23 protein-coding genes and 1 pseudogene are annotated in these 17,389 nt (G+C 59.1%); 13 read left to right on the top strand and 11 right to left on the bottom strand.

Features of this window, described 5'->3' with window-relative positions:
• Nucleotides 1-45: 45 nt before the first annotated feature.
• On the top strand, nt 46-2,436 hold the full coding sequence (locus LIX15_RS13035; protein ID WP_227773616.1) for an Eco57I restriction-modification methylase domain-containing protein: 2,391 nt from the start codon (nt 46-48) through the stop codon (nt 2,434-2,436).
• A gap of 151 nt (nt 2,437-2,587) precedes the next feature.
• Here LIX15_RS13035 and LIX15_RS13030 read toward each other — a convergent pair whose 3' ends face one another.
• On the bottom strand, nt 2,588-3,001 hold the full coding sequence (locus tag LIX15_RS13030; protein ID WP_227773615.1) for a VOC family protein: 414 nt from the start codon (nt 2,999-3,001) through the stop codon (nt 2,588-2,590).
• A gap of 360 nt (nt 3,002-3,361) precedes the next feature.
• On the opposite strand from LIX15_RS13030, the gene LIX15_RS13025 reads away from it, so the two are divergent.
• Both LIX15_RS13025 and LIX15_RS13020 read left to right on the top strand, forming a co-directional pair.
• Nucleotides 3,362-5,194: an SLC13 family permease gene (locus LIX15_RS13025; RefSeq protein WP_227773614.1), complete on the top strand. Its 1,833-nt coding sequence runs from the start codon at nt 3,362-3,364 to the stop codon at nt 5,192-5,194.
• A gap of 172 nt (nt 5,195-5,366) precedes the next feature.
• On the top strand, nt 5,367-6,437 hold the full coding sequence (locus LIX15_RS13020; RefSeq protein ID WP_227773613.1) for a glutamate-cysteine ligase family protein: 1,071 nt from the start codon (nt 5,367-5,369) through the stop codon (nt 6,435-6,437).
• A gap of 19 nt (nt 6,438-6,456) precedes the next feature.
• Here the strand turns inward: LIX15_RS13020 and LIX15_RS13015 are convergent, their stop codons facing one another.
• Both LIX15_RS13015 and LIX15_RS13010 read right to left on the bottom strand, forming a co-directional pair.
• On the bottom strand, nt 6,457-6,897 hold the full coding sequence (locus LIX15_RS13015; protein WP_227773612.1) for a DUF7979 domain-containing protein: 441 nt from the start codon (nt 6,895-6,897) through the stop codon (nt 6,457-6,459).
• A gap of 120 nt (nt 6,898-7,017) precedes the next feature.
• Nucleotides 7,018-7,215: an HVO_2901 family zinc finger protein gene (locus LIX15_RS13010; RefSeq protein WP_227773611.1), complete on the bottom strand. Its 198-nt coding sequence runs from the start codon at nt 7,213-7,215 to the stop codon at nt 7,018-7,020.
• Nucleotides 7,216-7,334: 119 nt separating this feature from the next.
• On the opposite strand from LIX15_RS13010, the gene LIX15_RS13005 reads away from it, so the two are divergent.
• Nucleotides 7,335-7,610: a helix-turn-helix domain-containing protein gene (locus LIX15_RS13005; RefSeq protein WP_227773610.1), complete on the top strand. Its 276-nt coding sequence runs from the start codon at nt 7,335-7,337 to the stop codon at nt 7,608-7,610.
• A gap of 27 nt (nt 7,611-7,637) precedes the next feature.
• On the opposite strand, the gene LIX15_RS13000 is transcribed toward LIX15_RS13005, so the two are convergent.
• Nucleotides 7,638-7,868 (bottom strand): hypothetical protein, encoded by a 231-nt coding sequence (locus LIX15_RS13000; RefSeq protein ID WP_227773609.1) that lies wholly within the window; start codon nt 7,866-7,868, stop codon nt 7,638-7,640.
• Nucleotides 7,869-8,005: 137 nt separating this feature from the next.
• Here LIX15_RS13000 and LIX15_RS12995 point away from each other — a divergent pair, with 137 nt between their 5' ends.
• A complete protein-coding gene (locus LIX15_RS12995; protein WP_227773608.1) occupies nt 8,006-8,206 on the top strand; it encodes a hypothetical protein in 201 nt (66 codons plus the stop codon).
• Here LIX15_RS12995 and LIX15_RS12990 read toward each other — a convergent pair.
• Together LIX15_RS12990 and LIX15_RS12985 are read right to left on the bottom strand one after the other, a co-directional pair.
• A complete protein-coding gene (locus tag LIX15_RS12990) occupies nt 8,203-9,267 on the bottom strand; it encodes a zinc-dependent alcohol dehydrogenase family protein (RefSeq protein ID WP_227773607.1) in 1,065 nt (354 codons plus the stop codon). The genes LIX15_RS12995 and LIX15_RS12990 overlap by 4 nt on opposite strands.
• A 65-nt stretch (nt 9,268-9,332) precedes the next feature.
• Nucleotides 9,333-9,800 carry a hypothetical protein gene (locus LIX15_RS12985; RefSeq protein WP_227773606.1) on the bottom strand — a complete coding sequence of 156 codons (468 nt, stop codon included), beginning with the start codon at nt 9,798-9,800 and terminating at the stop codon, nt 9,333-9,335.
• A 144-nt stretch (nt 9,801-9,944) separates the two neighbouring features.
• Here LIX15_RS12985 and tuf point away from each other — a divergent pair, with 144 nt between their 5' ends.
• Together tuf and LIX15_RS12975 are read left to right on the top strand one after the other, a co-directional pair.
• The gene (tuf, locus tag LIX15_RS12980; protein ID WP_227776886.1) at nt 9,945-11,210 is read left to right on the top strand and encodes a translation elongation factor EF-1 subunit alpha; all 1,266 of its coding nucleotides are present in this window, start codon (nt 9,945-9,947) and stop codon (nt 11,208-11,210) included.
• A 78-nt stretch (nt 11,211-11,288) separates the two neighbouring features.
• A complete protein-coding gene (locus LIX15_RS12975) occupies nt 11,289-11,966 on the top strand; it encodes a uracil-DNA glycosylase family protein (protein ID WP_227773605.1) in 678 nt (225 codons plus the stop codon).
• Here the strand turns inward: LIX15_RS12975 and LIX15_RS12970 are convergent.
• From LIX15_RS12970 to LIX15_RS12960, 3 genes are all read right to left on the bottom strand, one after another.
• Nucleotides 11,932-12,120 (bottom strand): hypothetical protein, encoded by a 189-nt coding sequence (locus tag LIX15_RS12970; RefSeq protein ID WP_227773604.1) that lies wholly within the window; start codon nt 12,118-12,120, stop codon nt 11,932-11,934. The two genes, LIX15_RS12975 and LIX15_RS12970, sit on opposite strands and share 35 nt — an antisense overlap.
• Nucleotides 12,121-12,202: 82 nt before the next feature.
• Nucleotides 12,203-12,394, bottom strand: coding sequence for a DUF7576 family protein (locus tag LIX15_RS12965; RefSeq protein ID WP_227773603.1), 192 nt, complete (start codon nt 12,392-12,394; stop codon nt 12,203-12,205).
• 73 nt (nt 12,395-12,467) lie between these two features.
• Nucleotides 12,468-12,839 carry a hypothetical protein gene (locus LIX15_RS12960; RefSeq protein WP_227773602.1) on the bottom strand — a complete coding sequence of 124 codons (372 nt, stop codon included), beginning with the start codon at nt 12,837-12,839 and terminating at the stop codon, nt 12,468-12,470.
• 169 nt (nt 12,840-13,008) lie between these two features.
• Here LIX15_RS12960 and LIX15_RS32825 point away from each other — a divergent pair, with 169 nt between their 5' ends.
• From LIX15_RS32825 to LIX15_RS12945, 4 genes are all read left to right on the top strand, one after another.
• Nucleotides 13,009-13,137 (top strand): hypothetical protein, encoded by a 129-nt coding sequence (locus tag LIX15_RS32825; RefSeq protein WP_265338373.1) that lies wholly within the window; start codon nt 13,009-13,011, stop codon nt 13,135-13,137.
• Nucleotides 13,134-13,739, top strand: a complete 606-nt coding sequence (locus LIX15_RS12955) for a DUF7344 domain-containing protein (RefSeq protein ID WP_227773601.1) — start codon at nt 13,134-13,136, stop codon at nt 13,737-13,739. Before LIX15_RS32825 ends, LIX15_RS12955 begins: the two co-directional genes overlap by 4 nt.
• Before the next feature lie 100 nt (nt 13,740-13,839).
• Entirely contained in the window at nt 13,840-14,040 is a 201-nt protein-coding gene (locus LIX15_RS12950) for a hypothetical protein (protein ID WP_227773600.1), read from the top strand.
• A gap of 181 nt (nt 14,041-14,221) precedes the next feature.
• Nucleotides 14,222-14,443, top strand: coding sequence for a hypothetical protein (locus LIX15_RS12945; RefSeq protein ID WP_227773599.1), 222 nt, complete (start codon nt 14,222-14,224; stop codon nt 14,441-14,443).
• A 60-nt stretch (nt 14,444-14,503) separates the two neighbouring features.
• Here LIX15_RS12945 and LIX15_RS12940 read toward each other — a convergent pair.
• Nucleotides 14,504-14,974 (bottom strand): annotated as a pseudogene (locus LIX15_RS12940) (ABC transporter permease subunit); the annotation flags it as partial.
• Here LIX15_RS12940 and LIX15_RS12935 point away from each other — a divergent pair.
• The gene (locus tag LIX15_RS12935; protein WP_227773598.1) at nt 14,964-15,920 is read left to right on the top strand and encodes an alpha-amylase family glycosyl hydrolase; all 957 of its coding nucleotides are present in this window, start codon (nt 14,964-14,966) and stop codon (nt 15,918-15,920) included. The pseudogene LIX15_RS12940 and the gene LIX15_RS12935 overlap by 11 nt on opposite strands.
• 34 nt (nt 15,921-15,954) lie before the next feature.
• On the top strand, nt 15,955-17,013 hold the full coding sequence (locus LIX15_RS12930) for a TrmB family transcriptional regulator (RefSeq protein WP_227773597.1): 1,059 nt from the start codon (nt 15,955-15,957) through the stop codon (nt 17,011-17,013).
• Here LIX15_RS12930 and LIX15_RS12925 read toward each other — a convergent pair.
• Nucleotides 17,010-17,372, bottom strand: coding sequence for a DUF4112 domain-containing protein (locus LIX15_RS12925; protein ID WP_227773596.1), 363 nt, complete (start codon nt 17,370-17,372; stop codon nt 17,010-17,012). The genes LIX15_RS12930 and LIX15_RS12925 overlap by 4 nt on opposite strands.
• Nucleotides 17,373-17,389: the final 17 nt, after the last annotated feature.

The raw sequence follows: 17,389 nt of genomic DNA, 5'->3' as shown, positions 1-17,389 counted from the left end.
TAAGCTGGGTGAAAACTTATCCGATCCCAGAGTGAGGTAGAAGCAATGGACGAACTCCGCGGCACGGACGGGCCACCTGCGGAGCGATTCGGCGGACGCGTTCGGAGCGCCCTGGAACTGGTTACGGGAGATTTGCTTCGCGAGGCGGAAATCGACCCGCGACAGGCGTTCGACGCCGCGCTCGTCGGCGTGTTTCGCGCCCTCGTTTCGGGTTATTCCGCGGAGCGAGGACGGGACGACCCGCCGTTTGCGCAGGGAAACGAACTCGAACAACGGCGGAACCTGTTCGAGTCGCTGCCGCCGGAGACGGCGACGAGACTCGAATCCGTTCTCGGAGAAATCGAATACGAGACACTCACAACGCGTCATCTCGGCGGTATCTACGAACGACTACTCGACTGCGAACCGACCGTTTCCGACGGGAACGTTCGACTCACGGAGGACGCGACGCAACGGGCGTCCGTTGGCGCGTACTACACGCCCGAAAACGTGGTTCAGTACGCCGTGTCACGAGCAGTCGCCGGAAACCCGGACGCGACGGTTCTCGACCCGGCGATGGGAAGCGGCCATTTTCTGACCTGTGCAATCAACCGTCTGGCCGAACTGCGTGGCGACGAATCGGACGAGATGCGGAGAACGGTGGCCGAGAACTGCGTTTTCGGCGTGGATATCGACCCGCTGGCGGTGGAGCTGGCCCGGTCTGCGGTGTGGCTCGAAGTCGGATTGTGGCCCGCGGAAAATCTTCGTGTGGGCGATTCGCTGGCTGAGCTGTCAACCTGGCCCGGAGCGAGCCAGTTCGACGCCGAAAGGGACGATTTCGATGCGGTAGTCGGCAACCCCCCCTACGTCCGAAGTCGGCACATTTCGGACGAACGGAAAGCAGCGCTCAAATCGCAATTCGACACCGTGAAAGGAGCGTTCGACCTCTACGTTCCGTTCGTGGAGCGAATGGTCGAACTCGGCGAGCGGGTGTCCTGCGTCGTCCCGAACAAGTGGACGACGGCGCGGTACGGACGAACCCTCCGCGACCATCTGCTCGACCGGCATCGTCTGGTCGAACTGCTGGACGTCTCGGAGGTGTCCGTCTTCGCGGACGTCAGCGTCTATCCGCTCGTCGTCACCGTCGAGGCGGGTGCCGGGCCGACGGAGTCGATTCGGATTCGACAGGGCGAAACAATCGGAAAGACGGAAAGGACAGGAGCCGTCGAAAGCCACCTCTCGCGGTCGTTCGTGGACGAACTCGGCGGCCGAGTGATTCCGGTCGGAATCGACCCGACGTTCGTTTCGATTGCGGAACGACTCCGCCGCGAAAACGACGAACTGGGTTCGCACGTCAGCCAAACCGAGGGAATCCACACTGGAAACGTGCGGGACAAGCTCGTCGTTGACACTCCCCGCCCGGACTGCGAACGACTCGTGAGCGGCGGCGATGTCTCGCGGTACGGATTGGAGTGGGGCGGAAAGTGGATTCGATTCGACCCCTCCCTCATCGATGACGGCGAGTACGGTAGTTTGCGCGACCGGGACGTGTTCGAGGCCGAAAAGTTGCTCCTTCGGGACATCAGCGAGCGCCCCGTCGCGGCCTACGACGATGAGGGGTTGTACGCCCTGAACACCCTCTACAGCGTTCGTTCCGATTCCGACCTGCCGATTCGCTACCTCCTCGCAGTCATCAACTCGTCGGTGGCGACCTGCTGGTTCCAACAGGTGTACGGCGGCACTCACGTCAGCGGAGGATACCTGCGATTCAAACCGATGTTCGCGCGCCGACTGCCGGTTCCGGCAGAAATCGGCGAACCCGAGCGGGAGACGCTGGTCGCGCTCGCGGCGCGAATGAGCGATCTTCGACGCGAAAGAGAAACCATCGAAATTCGATTGCCGGACGGGGACGGCCCGCGATTGGGCGAATTGGCGCAGAAAGCCGGAACCGATTCGATGCTGTCCGAAACGAGCGAAACGCGGGATGGCCTTCGACTCGGAACCGTGTCGGTGGCGGAGAAAATTGTTCGTGAGGAGAGTCGCGAACTCGTTATTTCTGCGACGGCGCGATACCGACCCGACGACGGTTCGGAAAATAGAGCCGACAGGGCGTCTGAAACCGATTCGTGGGGGTTCACGGAAACCGACCCGATTCCGGCGTTGGTGTTCGAAGGGAACACGGAACGGCGCGATCTGCTCGCGCGGTACGTCCCTCAAGCTGCGGCGCGCGAGGGGTTCACCAATCGGGCGACGAAAACAATCTCCCCCCTCGACAGACTGAAATCACTCCGCGTTCCGGAACCCGATAGCGCCCGCGAGTTCATCGAGGCGAATCGGCGGGCGGAGGAGTTGGAGCGAAAAATAGCCCGAACTGATGCCGCCATCGACCGACTGGTGTATCGGGCCTACGGGCTTTCGGTCGATGAAATCGAGATGATAGAAGAGTTGGTGAGATGAGAGGAGATTCGGTGAGGCAAAGCGAAAGCGAGTTCGAGAAGATCTGTCTGGAAATACTGATTTTGTTGGTGTAGTCCCGTTTGACCTCGTTGAAATGCTCAATCAGTGATAATTTGATAGCGTGCTGAATAGCGGGCGCGTATCGGTCGATTTACTCTGGCCCGACGATCTCTACCTTGACACCTTCCGGGTCTTCACAATAGAGCGCATAATATCCACCTGCGTAGGGATGTTGGTCCTCATAGAGAACCGTCGAGTCATCTCTCTCACGAATACCTGTGGTCAGTTCATCAACCTGCTCACGAGAACTGGCGTGGAACGCGAGGTGATTCAATCCTGATGCCTCTCGGTCGAATGGATGTTCGGAGTCGACCGCTTGTTTAACGACGATATACGTCGGCTCCTTAATCCAAGAACGACCATTCTCCCAGTCGTTCTTCGGCGTGTATCCCAATTCACCCAACAACCATCCCCAAAAGCCAATCGATCCCTCCAGATTAGTGGTACACAGTTCAACGTGGTGCAGATTTCCGGCACAGTCCAGGTTTCCGTGACTGTAATTCATACAAGGAGATTGTATTGAACTACCAAAGGGATGCCCCATACCGCTGTGTTCACAATATCGCCTTGCTACCTACAATCTCTGTGCTCAGCACGCCATTCATATCATACCATTTCATTTAAATATGTCCTACCGTTTGCAACTGCAACCGTCCTCTCGCCACTACCAATCTCATTGTGAAACGGGCGTGGTGTCGGTATATTCAATCGCATCTATCAGATTTTCCGTTCATAGATAGCGCGGTGGGCGAGCGAAAACGCCGATTCCAAAGCTCACGCGTCAAACTGTTCGGAAATCTATCTTTGTGGAACGCTACAACCGACAGAAAAAACCGTTATCAGGGAACCATCCGTACAGCAAGCCATGTTGCAGGTCGGGGTTGCCGGAGTGACAACTGACATGCTTGTAGTGTTCGCTATCGTCTTCCTCGCGCTCGTTCTCTTCGCAACCGAACTCCTTCCCGTCGATGTGACCGCAATTCTGATAATGGTCACGCTGATGGTTCTGGAACCGTGGACGGGCATCGACCCGGCGACGGGAATTTCCGGCTTTTCCAACGAGGCGACCATCACCGTGCTGGCGATGCTCATCCTGAGTTCCGGAGTGAGCCAAACCGGAGTCGTCCAACTGTTCGGAAGCAAGCTGGCGGATTTCGCGGGCACCGACCTCAGAAAGCAGCTGTTCGCCACGATCGGCGTCGCCGGACCGGCCTCCGGATTCGTGAACAACACACCGGTCGTCGCAATTTTGGTTCCCGTCATCACCGACCTCGCCCACGAGGGGAAAACGTCACCCTCGAAGCTGCTGATTCCGCTCTCCTACGCCTCCATGCTCGGCGGGATGCTCACCCTCATCGGCACTTCCACCAACATCCTCGCCAGCAACGTGGCGGGGCGATTGGCCGCGACGACGCCCGATCCGCGACTTCACGCATTCTCCATGTTCGAGTTCACCGGACTCGGTGTCATCGTCCTCGTTACCGGCAGCCTTTATCTGCTACTCGTGGGGCATCGACTCCTGCCGGAGCGCGTTCCGCCGGAGGAAGATTACATCGAGGAGTACGAGATGGGAGAGTACCTGACCGAAATCGTCGTCAACGAGGGGTCGGCGCTCGTCGGGAAAACCGCCGATGAAGCCATCGATGCGGCGATTTTCGACGCCGACATCGTCCAAATCGTCCGCGACGACGAGACGTTCATCGAACCCATCGGCCAGAAAACGATTCGCGCGGGCGACGTGCTGAAACTTCGAACCGACCGTTCGACGCTTCGGTCGCTCGTGACGCTCGATGATTTAACGCTGGTCGGCACGCCGACGGACGAAACGTTCGACCCCGGCGAAGAACAAACGCTCGTCGAAGTCGTCATTCCGTCCGGTTCCGAACTCGTCGGGGAAACGCTTTCGAGTTCGACGTTCCGCCAAAACTACAGCGCGACGGTTCTCGCCTTCCGGAGTCACGGCGAACTCATCCACGAGCGGCTCGATCGGGTTCGGATTCGCGTCGGCGATACGCTGCTCATGCAGGCATCGGCGGATAATATCGACCGCCTCGCCGCGAACCGGGATTTTATCGTCGCACACGAAGTCGCCGACCCGGACTACCGAACGGAGAAGATTCCCGCGGCTCTCGCCATCATCGCTGGCGTTGTCCTCCTCGCCGCGCTCGGCGTCTACCCGGTTCTCGTGACCGCCCTGGCGGGCGTGGTGGCCATGGTCGCAACCGGCGTGCTGAAAGCCCACGAGCTGTACGACTCGGTGGAGTGGAACGTCATCTTCCTGCTCGCGGGGGTCATTCCGCTCGGCATCGCCCTCGAAGCGTCGGGCGGTGCGGAACTCCTCGGCGGACTCGTCGCCAGCAGCGCGGATTTCCTCCCCGTTATCGTCGTCCTCTGGGTGTTTTACATTGCTACCGGTCTCATCACCGAAGTCATCAGCAACAACGCCAGCGTCGTCGTGATGATTCCTGTCGCCGTCGAGGCGGCGCTCCGAATAGACGCCAATCCCTTCGCGTTCGTCCTCGCGGTGACGTTCGCCGCCTCGACGTCGTTCCTCGGGCCGGTCGGCTACCAGACGAACCTCTTCGTCTACGGCCCGGGCGGGTACAAGTTCACGGATTACTTTCGAATCGGTGCGCCGCTCCAACTGCTCCTGTCGGTCGTGACGGTTCTCGGTATCGCCGCGTTTTGGCCGCTCTGAATCGAATCCGGTGGAAAGAAATTATTTTGTCGAAGAGCGTGCAACCGAATCCGTGATGAAATAATTCGCGTAAGTTATTTGCCCTCGGCTGACGTACTATGCACAACGTTCGGTGGCATTCGATTTGCGTTGCGGGGGAATGGGTTATCGGTCACCGACCGGGGGTTGGGAAATGAAAATCGGAGTCGAAGCGGAATACTGGGTAATCGATGAATCGGGTGAGCTGGCGACCGAAACGGACGAACTGTTCGACGTAAGCGAGTACATCGTACCCGAGTTCGTCGCACCGTTGATAGAGATACAGACGCCGCCCGTTTCGGGGACGGAGGAACTACGCCGCGAGTTCGGACGAACGCTTCGAACCGTCTCCGATGCGGCGGAAGACAAGGGACAGTCACTGGTTCCACTCGGAACACCACTTACACGGGAATCGCTCGAAATTACGAGCGAACGCGGACGATTACTGAAGAGTATGTACGGCGACGACATGGAGTACGCGATGAACTGTGCGGGCACGCACGTCCATTTCGACCGCGGCAACGTAGTTCGGCAACTGAATCTGCTCACCGCACTCGATCCGGCGCTCGCCCTCGTCTGTTCCTCGCCGTACATCAGCGGAAACAGGGTGGCATGTTCGTCCCGCGCCGCGGTGTATCGCTACGAATCGCACACGACGTTCGCCCGCTACCGTGACCTGTGGGACTACGTCGAAAACGAAGACCAGTGGGAAGCCCGCATCGACGAGCAGTATCACACTCTACAAGTTCTCGCGCGGGAGAGCGGCATCGATCCGGAAACGTTCGGGAACTACTTCCACCGCGACGATACGGTGCTAACTCCGGTTCGACTTCGTCACAAATCGCCTACGGTGGAATGGCGTGCACCGGACACCGCGCTTCCGAGCCAAATCATTCGGCTCGTGAGCGAAATGTCGAACCTCCTCCAACAGACGGAGTACAAGGACGTAACCATCGGGGAAACCGGCGTTCGAACCGAGCAAATCGGGATACCGCCGTTCTCAGAACTGCGCGAACTCAGTGAGGAAGCCATCAAGGAGGGCGTCGCATCGCTCCGCGTGCAGGACTATCTGACTACCATGGGATTCGACGTGTCGCGCTACTATCCGATTTCACAGCGTATCGAAAACGGATGGACGCTTCCCCGCGAAGAGGCGCTTCGACTCCGACGCGAGTACGCGAACGAGTTCAAAAACGATGTGGAAATGCTGACCGGCGGCACGTGAAAAATCCCCCGAAACCGCCTCAGTTCGACTCCGACCGGAAGCCGCTGACCACGTCGAGCCACGAAACGAAGACGAACGCGCCGATGAGGGCGGTCGTGGTTCCCCCGAATAGGCTCGCCATCCGCTCGGTAATGTGTTCGCGTTCGCCGATTTCGATTCGGTACACGAGGTCGCTGGCGATGACGAACGAGTTTCGCAGTTGGTCGGGCAGTTCTTCTTCCATCTCGTAGGACTCTTGTAGCTTCGCGCGTCCGAACGCGAGCCGCGCCTCGTCGGAAAGGTCGCCGTACTGCACCGACGAAGAGCGCACGCCCGGTTCGTTTTCGCTCACCTGTTCGACGGTGAGAGTGTACGTCGTGGCGCTTTGCGGCGGCTGGAGGAGTGCGTAACCGGTGAGGACGAAACCGGCAACGAGCAGGAGCGTCGCGAGCAATTGAATGACGAGTCCGTCGGACCGCATCTGATGTTCGTTTTCGTGCAGTGCGGTGACTTAAAGGGTTTCCATCCGTCCGCCGGAGAAAGAAACGGGAGGAAAATAGATGGCAAAAACGCGGGAGCGTGAAAACGAAAAGTCGATTGATTATCGGTGCGACGGCAGTACGTCCTCTACGGGATAGAGGTCTTCACGGATGCCAGAGCCGTCACAATCCTCGTTCGGGCATCGATACCGCCAGCCGTCGTCGGTCGCCGTATCCGCTTCGAACCGCTCCCCACACTCGCGGCAGAACAGTCGGTCGATGTCAGTTGTGTGCTCCCGACTTGCAAGTTCAGGCTGCATACTTACCCATTCACAGTCCTCAATGATAGAACCTACGCTTTTTGGCGGGTGACATTCGTGACACCGGGTTACCTGTGCGTTAGCGAGCCGTTTAGTGGATGGCGTTCGTCGTCCAATTCATGGAAAAGCAGACCCTGACAAGCCTGTGTGACCTACCGCCGAGCGCGAAGCTCGTGTTCAAAGTGTTAGAGTACAGCGGTGCCCACACACAGAAAGAAATCGTCCAGCGGTCGCGGTTATCGGCGCGGACGGTCAGAAGCGCGTTGGAAAATCTGACGGAAGTCGGTGCCGTCACTGAAGAAGTGTACATTCCGGACGCTCGCCAGCGACTCTACCGATTGGACGACAGCCGCGATTGGGAACAGGTGAGCTGTCTGGAAAAAACGCCGGTGTAATTCCGAATCGGATAGATAACAGTTCTTCTACGCCCGTCTTCCGACAGAGGAGAGCCAGTTCGGTCTGTCGCCGGTTAGCAGATAGAGACCAACCCCGAACAGCGCGAGTGGGAGGACGACCGTGAGAAGCCACCCGACGAGTCCCGCCTCGGAAGCGAGCGCGTTCGCAATGAGGAAGAACGCGACACCCGGCGTCGCCAGCAACAGCAGACCGACGAGTACTGCACGGGCAAGAGTAAGGATAGTTCGGGAGCGCATACCGGATGGTACGAAGAATAATTATAAAATATTTCTTATTTTAAGTGTGTTGCGTATTTGACGAGGAGGGAAATTGGGGGGAGTGAGGTTCGACGGAGGGAAACGGTAATGAAGTAAGGGGGACAGTGCGCGAATACATGAACGCACGGCGGGTCAAAACGCTCCTCTTCGCCGCGTTCGGCGCGTTGTTCGTCGCCGTCGGCGGAGCCGTGCTGTCGCAATTCCAGACGGGTTCGGCACCGTACGGTCAACATGTTATCGTCATCGCGGGTATCATCTGTTGTTCGATGGGACTCACCTTCTTCGCGCTCTGTTTGGACGAGTATCGAGACGGCTAGTGCGAAAATTCGACGACTTCGATACCCGACGTTCTGAAGTCGCTCATCGCGTCGAGCCTATCAGGCACGTCGGCCAGCGAAACCGTCTTGGTGACCAATTTTCCGGGCGAAAGTGCGTCCCGGTCGAGCATCCGTAGCAGTTCGCCGTACCGCGATTGTGGCATCCCGCGCGAACCGAGAAACGTGATTTCACGCATCGTCATCGCGTCAGTCGGCAGGGACACTTCACCTCGTTCCGCGTCGGTGGTCAAACCGAGTTGGACGTGCTGACCACGCTTGCGGAGACAGTCGATGGAGTTGCGACAGGTTTCCGCGATGCCTAGCGCGTCTATCGAGACGTGCGCTCCGCCCTCACCGACGCGATTGCGGATTTCCGCCGGAACGTCGGGCGATTCGGCGGATACCGTCTCGTCCGCGCCCAGTTCTGTTGCCGTGTCGAATTTGTCGTCGTCCAAATCGACCGCGACGACGTTCGCCCCGAGGGCGTCCGCGACGTGAACCGCCGAGAGGCCGACGCCGCCACAGCCGTGTACCGCGACCCAGTCGCCCGGCGTGAGGTCGGCGCGGTGCGCGAGCGCGTGGTAGGCCGTCACGAACCGACAACCGAGTCCGGCCATTTCGACCGAGGAAACGTTTTCCGGCAGGTGAACCGCGTTGTAGTCGGCGTAGGGAACGTGCACCTGTTCGGCGAACGCGCCGGGCGCGTTCGTCTCGAAACCGAGCGAGATGCCGTTTTCACAGACGTTGCCGTGACCGTTCTGGCAAAACTCACAGTGGCCGCGACCGAGGTTGAACGGCACCGCGATTCGGTCGCCCTGTTCGATGCCGCGCACCTGCTCGCCGACCGAGACGACGGTGCCCGCTGGTTCGTGACCGAGAATCTGGCCGAGTGGCACTTGGTCGTCCGCCCATTCGCCGTGGCCCTGCCACGCGTGCCAGTCGCTCCGGCAGATGCCGCAGGCCTCGGTTTCGACGACGACGCCGTGCGGTTCCGGGTCGGGGTTCGGGACATCCTCTATCTCCAAGGGTTCGCCATAGGCTTTCAGCACTGCGGCGCGCATGTGTGATGGGTTCGAGTGGCACGGGATTAAATCGGCGGGGAGCGGCAAGACACGTTTTACCGGATTTACGTTCCTGCGTTGCAGTTCGTCGTCTGCCAGATGGAAACTCTTGGAGCGGACTCGTCGATATCTCCGACGAGAATCTGGAAGCCGATGCATTCCGTTTCGTACTCACTGAAATCGAGTTTTCGTCGCTGATCCTTCGATTGGTCGTCACGCCACGCATAGAGAACGTCGGCACCTGACTCTGCCGGATATGCTTCAAATTTACTCCCAGAAGGGTCGTCTGAACGACCAGCCTTCAGTCGAAGCGACTTCCGGTAGGCGGTTTCGCCATCTCTGCGGAGAAGTACGTGGACAGTGTGCGGTTCGTCGTCGAAATTCATGGTTCTGAAATCCACGATTCGCGGTGGGTCGGGTTCCGACCACGAAGCGAGACGAGAACAGCCAGCCACTCCGAAAGCGAGTGTCGTGGCACCGAGCAGGAGAACCGTACGACGGGAGAGCGAGGACATCTGACGTATCGTTATCATCACGACTCGGTGATAAATACTTTCTCCGGAAATGGTAGCATTCACGAACGAGTTATTTCGGCCGACAGCGGCGTGAAACAGGCGATTTCGACACAACTGTTTTTGTCGCTGAGAGTGAACAATACAGAGTACGGGGAACAGGAGATGCCAGACAAGCCACACCAGAACTTAGCGATTATCGGCCACGTAGACCACGGGAAATCGACGTTAGTCGGACGCCTCCTCTTCGAGACGGGAAGCGTCCCCGAGCACGTCATTGAACAGCACAAGAAAGAAGCGGAGGAGAAAGGTAAAGGCGGGTTCGAGTTCGCCTACGTAATGGACAACCTCGCGGAGGAGCGCGAACGCGGGGTCACCATCGACATCGCCCATCAGGAGTTCAACACGGACGAATACTATTTCACCATCGTCGATACGCCGGGGCACCGCGACTTCGTGAAGAACATGATCACCGGCGCGAGCCAAGCCGACAACGCGGTGCTCGTCGTCGGCGCGGACGACGGCGTCCAGCCGCAGACCCAGGAGCACGTTTTCCTCGCGCGAACGCTCGGCATCGGCGAACTCATCGTCGCCGTGAACAAGATGGACGCGGTCGATTACGACGAAGACCGCTATCGGGAGGTCGTCGCGGAGGTGAAAGACTTGCTGAATCAAGTGCGATTCAACACCGACGACGCCGAGTTCATCCCGATTTCGGCGCTGGAGGGCGACAACGTCGTGGAGGAAAGCGACAACACGCCGTGGTACGACGGACGAGTCATCCTCGAAGCCCTGAACAACCTGCCGGAACCGGAACCGCCGACCGACGCGCCGCTCCGCCTGCCGATTCAGGACGTGTACACGATTTCCGGAATCGGGACGGTGCCGGTCGGGCGCGTCGAAACGGGAATCCTGAACATCGGCGAATCGGTGTCGTTCCAACCGAGCGACGTGAGCGGGGAAGTGAAAACCATCGAGATGCACCACGAGGAGGTTCCGGAGGCCAAACCCGGAGACAACGTCGGGTTCAACGTCCGCGGAGTCGGCAAAAACGATATTCGCAGGGGTGACGTTGCAGGCCCAGCGGACGACCCGCCGAAGGTCGCGGAGACGTTCAAAGCCCAAATCGTCGTGATGCAACACCCCTCGGTTATCACCTCGGGGTACACGCCGGTTTTCCACGCGCACACGGCGCAGGTCGCCTGCACAATCGAGGCGATCGACCAGAAAATCAACCCCGCTAGCGGCGAGGTCGAAGAAGAACATCCCGACTTCATCCAGAGCGGTGACGCCGCCGTCGTGACCGTCAGGCCGCAGAAACCGCTCTCAATCGAACCCTCGTCCGAAATTCCCGAACTGGGTAGTTTCGCGGTGCGGGACATGGGCCAAACGATTGCGGCGGGACGGGTGCTGGAAGTGAACGAAAAGTAAATAGTTCGTTCAGTCCCAGTTCGTCCAGCCTCGTCCGGAACCGTACCGTCTTTAACCACCTCTATCCTACGAGATTCCGTGCAGAACGTCACGGACAGAATCAGCAATCCGTTCGGAATGCGTCCGCCCTGCCAGCACGAATGCGTCCCCGGCGGAACCTGCGCGGTGTTCGGCTACGGCGATGCGAACGCAGATTTTCACCTCGTCGGCGACCATCCGGGAGTGCACGGTGGCCACGAAACGAGCATCCCGTTCACGGGAAGCGAAGTGGGTGAGACGCTCCAGCCGGTGCTGAACGACGTCGGCCTGCTCGGCGACGCCTACAGCGACGAACCAGCCATCAGAAACCTGTTCATGAGCTACCTCCACATGTGCTGTCTGCCGGGAGAGAGAAATCCAACTCCAGCGGAGTACGCCGACATGGAGCGGTTTTTCGACGCCGAACTCCGGGCGATTGCGGCCCACATCTTGCTCCCGGTGGGCGAGAGGGCGACCGAGCACGTCTTCTGGGAGTTCACCGCGCAAGCCGGAAAGTACGGGTTTGACGGTGGAGTGCCTGATATGTCGGCGCTCCACGCCAGAGAAATCAAGGGACGAGGCTTTCTCGTCGTGCCGGTGCGTGACCCGCGCGAGTGGGGAGACGACGACGCCGAAAAACTTCGGGCGCGACTAGACGCGATCCTCTCGGGTGACTACCAGCAAACGGTGGATTTGGGTCGGTTCATGCCGGACGACGACCCCTACGAGGTTCGGTGAGTATCGAGACGATTGTGACCACGATTCCGGCGACGAGTTCGACTGCGAGCAGTGCCACCGGAAGGACGGCGAGCAAAAGTACGACGGCTCCGACGGCGGCACCCGCCGCGATTCCAACCTGCTTTGCGCGCGATTCGGGAAGCTGAGCGTCCATACGAAAGAGGTGCGCTCGGGGGTGCGTAAAGCCCGGAGAACGTTTCTATCGGATACGGAGATTACGGGGGGTAATCGACACCTTAGTCCAGAAACGGCCCCGTCCATTCGTCCAGACAGTCCTCGCTACAGAAATGAAGCGTCACTCGCTCTACGTCGTTGGCAGTCGCGCCGTGTTTGACGACGACCGTCGGATGATGGTCGGAGATATTGACTAGTTTGCCGCAGTTGGCGCAGGGTTGAAACTCCTCGTCCGAACTGTCAGCTTCGGTCATAATGAGGACACGACGGCACCGTGAGTAAATCTACTGCCCGGAATCGTCCCGCGCCTGTCGGTCGTGTGTTCACCTACTCCGGAAGTTCGCGCCGATTGTTCCGCAGTTCCGCGGAATTCGCATCGACAACCGTGTCTTCGACCACACGGCACACGTCCTGTGCGAGGACGGAGAGCGCCATGGCGCGGATATACACCTCGTAGTCGGCGTGCGTGTCGCTCCTGTCCTCGGCGACGACGTCGTTCACCACATCGATTTCCGGTTCCCGCTCGGACAGTTCGCAGATGCGAAGCGACACCTCGCGGTTCCAGAGGTCAAAAACGCACCCGCCGAGCGAGCGATACAGGGCGGAGCGCATACTCATTCCGGCACCCATTCGCTCGTGGACATCGCTCGCGAGTTGGCAGACGCCACGCCGGTACGAATCCCTGCTAAACCGTGCCATCGTCGTGGAAAGCTTCGATTTCCAAATATTAAAAGCCCGATGACTGTCCTGGACGAGCGATAATGTTCTGCTACTCGGTAGTACCATATCTAAATTATATATGAATTAGATCGTTCTCATTGACTCGAACCCAACACCTTTTTAAAATCTACCGAAGATATTGAATCACATGGCACGCGAGCAACGAAACGACCGATTACCGGGGCGATTGCAAATGCTGAGACGAACCAACGACGACAATCCCGGCTTGAACGACGCGAATCGAGGGGTAAGCGACAGATATCAGGACAAACGATGAGCGCGAGTAGCGACTCACCGCCGATAGACGAATTCGAAAACGAGGTCGAAGAACGACCGGAACCGCTATCGCGCGACAAAATCTTTCACATCCTCCAGACCCAACGCCGCCGGGACGCACTTCGCTACCTCAAGAGCACCGACGGTCCGATCGAAATGCGCGACCTCGCCGAACAGGTCGCCGCGTGGGAAAACGACACGACGGTACGGAAACTCTCCTCCAACGAGCGCCAGCGCGTTTATATCGCACTCTACCAGTCACACCTCCCCAAACTGGACAACGAGGGTATCATCGAGTACAACCAGAGTCGCGGTATCGTCGAACGCGGTCCGCTGGCGGACCAGTTCGACCCGTATCTCGACACCCCCGGCGAAATTGCAGATGAGAACGCGACCGACGCCAACGCGGTCGACGACTCGGACGCTGGGCTTCCGTGGCTTCGATACTACCGACGTCTCACCGCGATCGGAATCGCACTGGTTTCTTCGGCGTGGGTCGGCATTCGGCCATTTTCGCTCGTCCCCGACCTCGTTTGGGGCGCCCTCCTCGTTTCGGCGTTCGGAGCACTCTCGCTCGCTCAGATTCTGACAGACGACTCGTAACGCGATACGACGGTTCGTCGCCTATTTCGCGATGCACGAGTAGTCGTACCATTCAAGTGCGGAAACAAAAGTGACATCGATGTGATATATAGCCCTAGCTGTGGAACGAATTCGACTCGGAAACGCGGAGTTCGAGGGAGAAAACAGCGTCTACGTGCTCGGCACCGCGTCTGTCGAACCGACGACGCTCATCGGCACGAGCGTCAGAGCGACCGGAACGCTCGACACGCTTCGGTCGGGACTGGCCGTGGTCGGCCAGTCCCTCGCTGACGTAGAACAGGTCGTCACCTCGGCACCCTGACTACGCCCGACTCCCGGAACAGGAAAAAGCGGCGCGACGGTGCTCGTTCACGAGGGCGACGCGCTGTTCGGAGACGTTGCGGTGGTAAGTCCGTAGTCTGCGATTGCTTCGTTGTAGAGTATCTTCACGAGTGACGTGATTGATACAAAATATTTTATGCTACTCTGTTCGATAGATGAACATGTCTCGCCAGTCTGCAGCCACTGACGTCGCGTTCAACGGCATCGTTGGAACCATTCCCCTTTTCGTCGGTAGTATCTCGGCATCCGTACTCGTCGCCATGTTCAGCCCGTGGCTTGCCGCCATACCAGCACTACTCGTCTGGGGCGTCGTCGCCTTTTACGGATTCCAGCAGTTCGCCTACGGCTTTCACACTATCGTTGAGGATGCGACAAAAAGATAGACTTTCCCGTCTCCGTTCTGCACCGAGTTCGAGCCGAGTCTGACAGCATCAGTCTCGATTTTACCCTTCCATCCCGCCGAACGACAGGCCGCTCTCGATGTAGCGCTGGGCGAACAGATACACGAGCATGATGGGCGTGGCGAAGGTTAAGGCGAAGGTCGAGAACCGCGCCCACGGCGTCGAATACTTGCCGACGAGGCTGTAGAGTCCCACCGGAAGCGTGTACTTGTCCGCGTCGAGCAGGAGTTGCGCGACGATGAACTCAGTCCATCCCGCGAGGAAGCTAAACACGAGTACGGTCACCAGTCCGGCCTTCGACAGCGGCAGGATGACTTCCCAGACGATGCGCCACGAGGACGCGCCGTCCATCATCGCCGCCTCCTCGTAGGAGGTCGGGATGTTGTCCATGTACGTCTTCAACAGCCACGTGTTGAACGGCACAGCGGTCGCCGCGTAGTACGCCGACAGCGCGAGTTTGCTGTTGTCCAGTCCGACCTGGACGAACGTGGCGTAGAGCGCGATGAGCGCGGCGGGTGTACCGGAGTACCGCGACTGGTACGTCTGGAAAGCGGACGAAGAGACGGGAGAAAAACGCGCCCAACGCTACTTCAACTGGGAACAGATTCCGAACTTCAACTTCGATTCCCTCGCCGTGCGTCGGTTCCTCCTCGACGTGGTCGACGAGTGGGCCGGAATGGTCGATGGATTCCGATGCGACGTTGCGTGGGGCGTCCCGCACGAATTCTGGAAGGAAATCGCAAGCAGGGTTCCGGACGATTTCCTCCTGCTGGACGAGACGATTCCGCGAGATCCAGACTACCACGAAGGCGAATTTACGATGCACTACGACACGACGATGTACGGAACCCTGCGCGAAATCGGGCGGGGCGAGAAACCCGCCACCGCGATTTTCGATGCGTTGAAAGACGGGATACGGTCTGGTTTCCCCGACAGCGCAGTGCATCTGCGGTACGTCGAAAATCACGACGAATCGCGCTATCTGGACGACTGCGGCTACGACGCGCTCAAGGCCGCGACCGCCGCGACGTTCACGCTTCCCGGCGCGCCGATGATTTACTACGGCCAAGAGCGCGGCATGACCGACTATCGCGGAACGATGCGGTGGGAACACGGCGACGACGAGTTGACCGCGTTCCACCGCGCACTGAGCAGCACGCGCGACGAGCATCCCGTCCTTCGTGACGGGTCGGTGGAACGGGTCGAACTGGAAGCGAAAAACGGCTCTGAGAGTGTCGTCGCGTTCGCGCGCGAGTCCGCGGACTCGCGCGCAGTCGTGATCCTGAACTTCGGCGAATCGGCGCGAGAGGTAACGTTGAACGCGGAAATCGAGGATGAAAATATCGTGACGGGCGACCGGATTCCGGGCGCAGAAGAGAGCGACGGCGGAACGACTGTGGACGATGGCGGAACGAAACTCACGGTTGAGAGCGTCGTCGTCGCCCTCGTCACCGAGTGAGGTTTATACTTTCACGAAGAAGACCCGACAACGAATGGACGACCGCACGCTCTCCGACCTGCTTCGGCAGTTCGGTCTTTCGGAGAAGGAAGTCGACACATATCTCGCAATCTTGGAACAGGGCGAGGCGAAAGCCAGCACCATCGCGGATGACGCTGGCGTCTCGAAACGCTACGTCTACAGCACCAGCGAGAAGTTGGCAGAACGAGGTTTCGTGGACGTCAACGACCACGTGGTGCCCACGATGATTCGGGCGAATCCACCGGAACAGGTCATCGGGACGCTGTCCGACCGGATCGAAACGATGCGCCCGGCGCTGGACGAACGATTTTCCGCGACGACCAGCGACCCCGATCAATTCGAGGTCATCAAATCCCGCGTCACCGTCATCAAACGAATCGAAAATTGTCTGGCAGAGGCGAACGAGGAAATCACGCTCTCGATACCCTACGAACACCTTCCCGAGGTGGCAAACGAACTCGGGGCGGCAGTCGAGCGCGGTGTTCTCGTCCTGCTCGTCGTCAGCGGCGTCAACCCCGACGACATCGACGAATCGGAGTTCGAAGGCATCGCGAGCGCCGCGCGTGCGTGGCGCGAACCGATGCCGACGACGCTCACCGTCGATCAGCGATTCGGCCTCGTCGCACCGACCGAGATGATAGTTCGCTCGAACAGCGACAAGCAGTCGATTACGTTCGCACAGGAACAACTCGTTCCCGTCCTCGTCGGATCGTTTCTCGGCAACTACTGGCCGATGGCGAACGAAGTGTACGCAATCGCTCCGGCGGAACTTCCGCGGACGTTCCACGACTTTCGCCACGCAGTGTTACACGCGACGCTCCATCGTCGGGGAAATTATCCGGTTCGCGCGCGTGTTCACGCACGGCAAGTCGGCGGCGAAAACGGCCCGGTGACCATCGAGGGAACGATCGCCGCCGTGCGACAGGGACTCGTCGAACCGGCGTCCAATGCATTTCCGGTCGAAACCGCCCTCGTCCTCGAAACTGAGGATGGAGAGGTTAGTATCGGTGGTTCCGGGTCGTTCATCGAGGATTTCGAGGCGGAGGACGTGACGCTCGAACTCGATAATTAAATGTGTTTTTCGAGCAGTTTTCGGTTTCGAACGTTCGCCTTCCAACCGGCGTCGAACAGCGACCCGAGAAGTGGCACAGACCCGCCGAAGGTGTCGATGAGGATGTTCACCAGCATTCGGACGAGCGTGTGCCGAGGGACGCCCATCATATAGCCTTCGAGGACGATGTAGAGAGAAATCAAGGCGGACGCCACGTCGCCGCCGACAGGCAAAAGGCCCATCACTGGGTCGAGTCCGAACCGAAAGTTCGTTCCGGGGACGCGAAACGCTTCGTCGAGCAGAGTGCTTAGTTTTCGCACTCGTCGGATCGAACCACGTTTGTTTCGAGGGACATCAGAGAGGTCTGCATACTCTGTCATAGAGTAAATAAGCCGGT

Origin of the sequence: Haladaptatus pallidirubidus (assembly GCF_020700235.1) — an archaeon.
GTDB classification, from domain to species: Archaea; Halobacteriota; Halobacteria; order Halobacteriales; family Haladaptataceae; genus Haladaptatus; species Haladaptatus pallidirubidus.
This window is presented reverse-complemented; position numbering and strand designations above follow the sequence as displayed.

Bases quoted from the DNA above. Each gene is read 5' to 3' on its own strand.
- LIX15_RS12985 (WP_227773606.1), bottom strand. From the start codon at position 9,800: ATGATAACGATACGTCAGATGTCCTCGCTCTCCCGTCGTACGGTTCTC.
- LIX15_RS12965 (WP_227773603.1), bottom strand. From the start codon at position 12,394: ATGACCGAAGCTGACAGTTCGGACGAGGAGTTTCAACCCTGCGCCAAC.
- LIX15_RS12935 (WP_227773598.1), top strand. From the start codon at position 14,964: ATGAGCGCGGCGGGTGTACCGGAGTACCGCGACTGGTACGTCTGGAAA.
- LIX15_RS32825 (WP_265338373.1), top strand. From the start codon at position 13,009: ATGGCACGCGAGCAACGAAACGACCGATTACCGGGGCGATTGCAAATG.
- LIX15_RS13025 (WP_227773614.1), top strand. From the start codon at position 3,362: ATGTTGCAGGTCGGGGTTGCCGGAGTGACAACTGACATGCTTGTAGTG.
- LIX15_RS13005 (WP_227773610.1), top strand. From the start codon at position 7,335: ATGGAAAAGCAGACCCTGACAAGCCTGTGTGACCTACCGCCGAGCGCG.
- LIX15_RS12925 (WP_227773596.1), bottom strand. From the start codon at position 17,372: ATGACAGAGTATGCAGACCTCTCTGATGTCCCTCGAAACAAACGTGGT.
- LIX15_RS12945 (WP_227773599.1), top strand. From the start codon at position 14,222: ATGTCTCGCCAGTCTGCAGCCACTGACGTCGCGTTCAACGGCATCGTT.
- LIX15_RS12970 (WP_227773604.1), bottom strand. From the start codon at position 12,120: ATGGACGCTCAGCTTCCCGAATCGCGCGCAAAGCAGGTTGGAATCGCG.
- LIX15_RS12990 (WP_227773607.1), bottom strand. From the start codon at position 9,267: ATGCGCGCCGCAGTGCTGAAAGCCTATGGCGAACCCTTGGAGATAGAG.
- LIX15_RS13000 (WP_227773609.1), bottom strand. From the start codon at position 7,868: ATGCGCTCCCGAACTATCCTTACTCTTGCCCGTGCAGTACTCGTCGGT.
- LIX15_RS13030 (WP_227773615.1), bottom strand. From the start codon at position 3,001: ATGAATTACAGTCACGGAAACCTGGACTGTGCCGGAAATCTGCACCAC.
- LIX15_RS12955 (WP_227773601.1), top strand. From the start codon at position 13,134: ATGAGCGCGAGTAGCGACTCACCGCCGATAGACGAATTCGAAAACGAG.
- LIX15_RS13010 (WP_227773611.1), bottom strand. From the start codon at position 7,215: ATGCAGCCTGAACTTGCAAGTCGGGAGCACACAACTGACATCGACCGA.
- LIX15_RS12995 (WP_227773608.1), top strand. From the start codon at position 8,006: ATGAACGCACGGCGGGTCAAAACGCTCCTCTTCGCCGCGTTCGGCGCG.
- LIX15_RS13020 (WP_227773613.1), top strand. From the start codon at position 5,367: ATGAAAATCGGAGTCGAAGCGGAATACTGGGTAATCGATGAATCGGGT.
- LIX15_RS12930 (WP_227773597.1), top strand. From the start codon at position 15,955: ATGGACGACCGCACGCTCTCCGACCTGCTTCGGCAGTTCGGTCTTTCG.
- LIX15_RS12960 (WP_227773602.1), bottom strand. From the start codon at position 12,839: ATGGCACGGTTTAGCAGGGATTCGTACCGGCGTGGCGTCTGCCAACTC.
- tuf (WP_227776886.1), top strand. From the start codon at position 9,945: ATGCCAGACAAGCCACACCAGAACTTAGCGATTATCGGCCACGTAGAC.
- LIX15_RS13035 (WP_227773616.1), top strand. From the start codon at position 46: ATGGACGAACTCCGCGGCACGGACGGGCCACCTGCGGAGCGATTCGGC.
- LIX15_RS13015 (WP_227773612.1), bottom strand. From the start codon at position 6,897: ATGCGGTCCGACGGACTCGTCATTCAATTGCTCGCGACGCTCCTGCTC.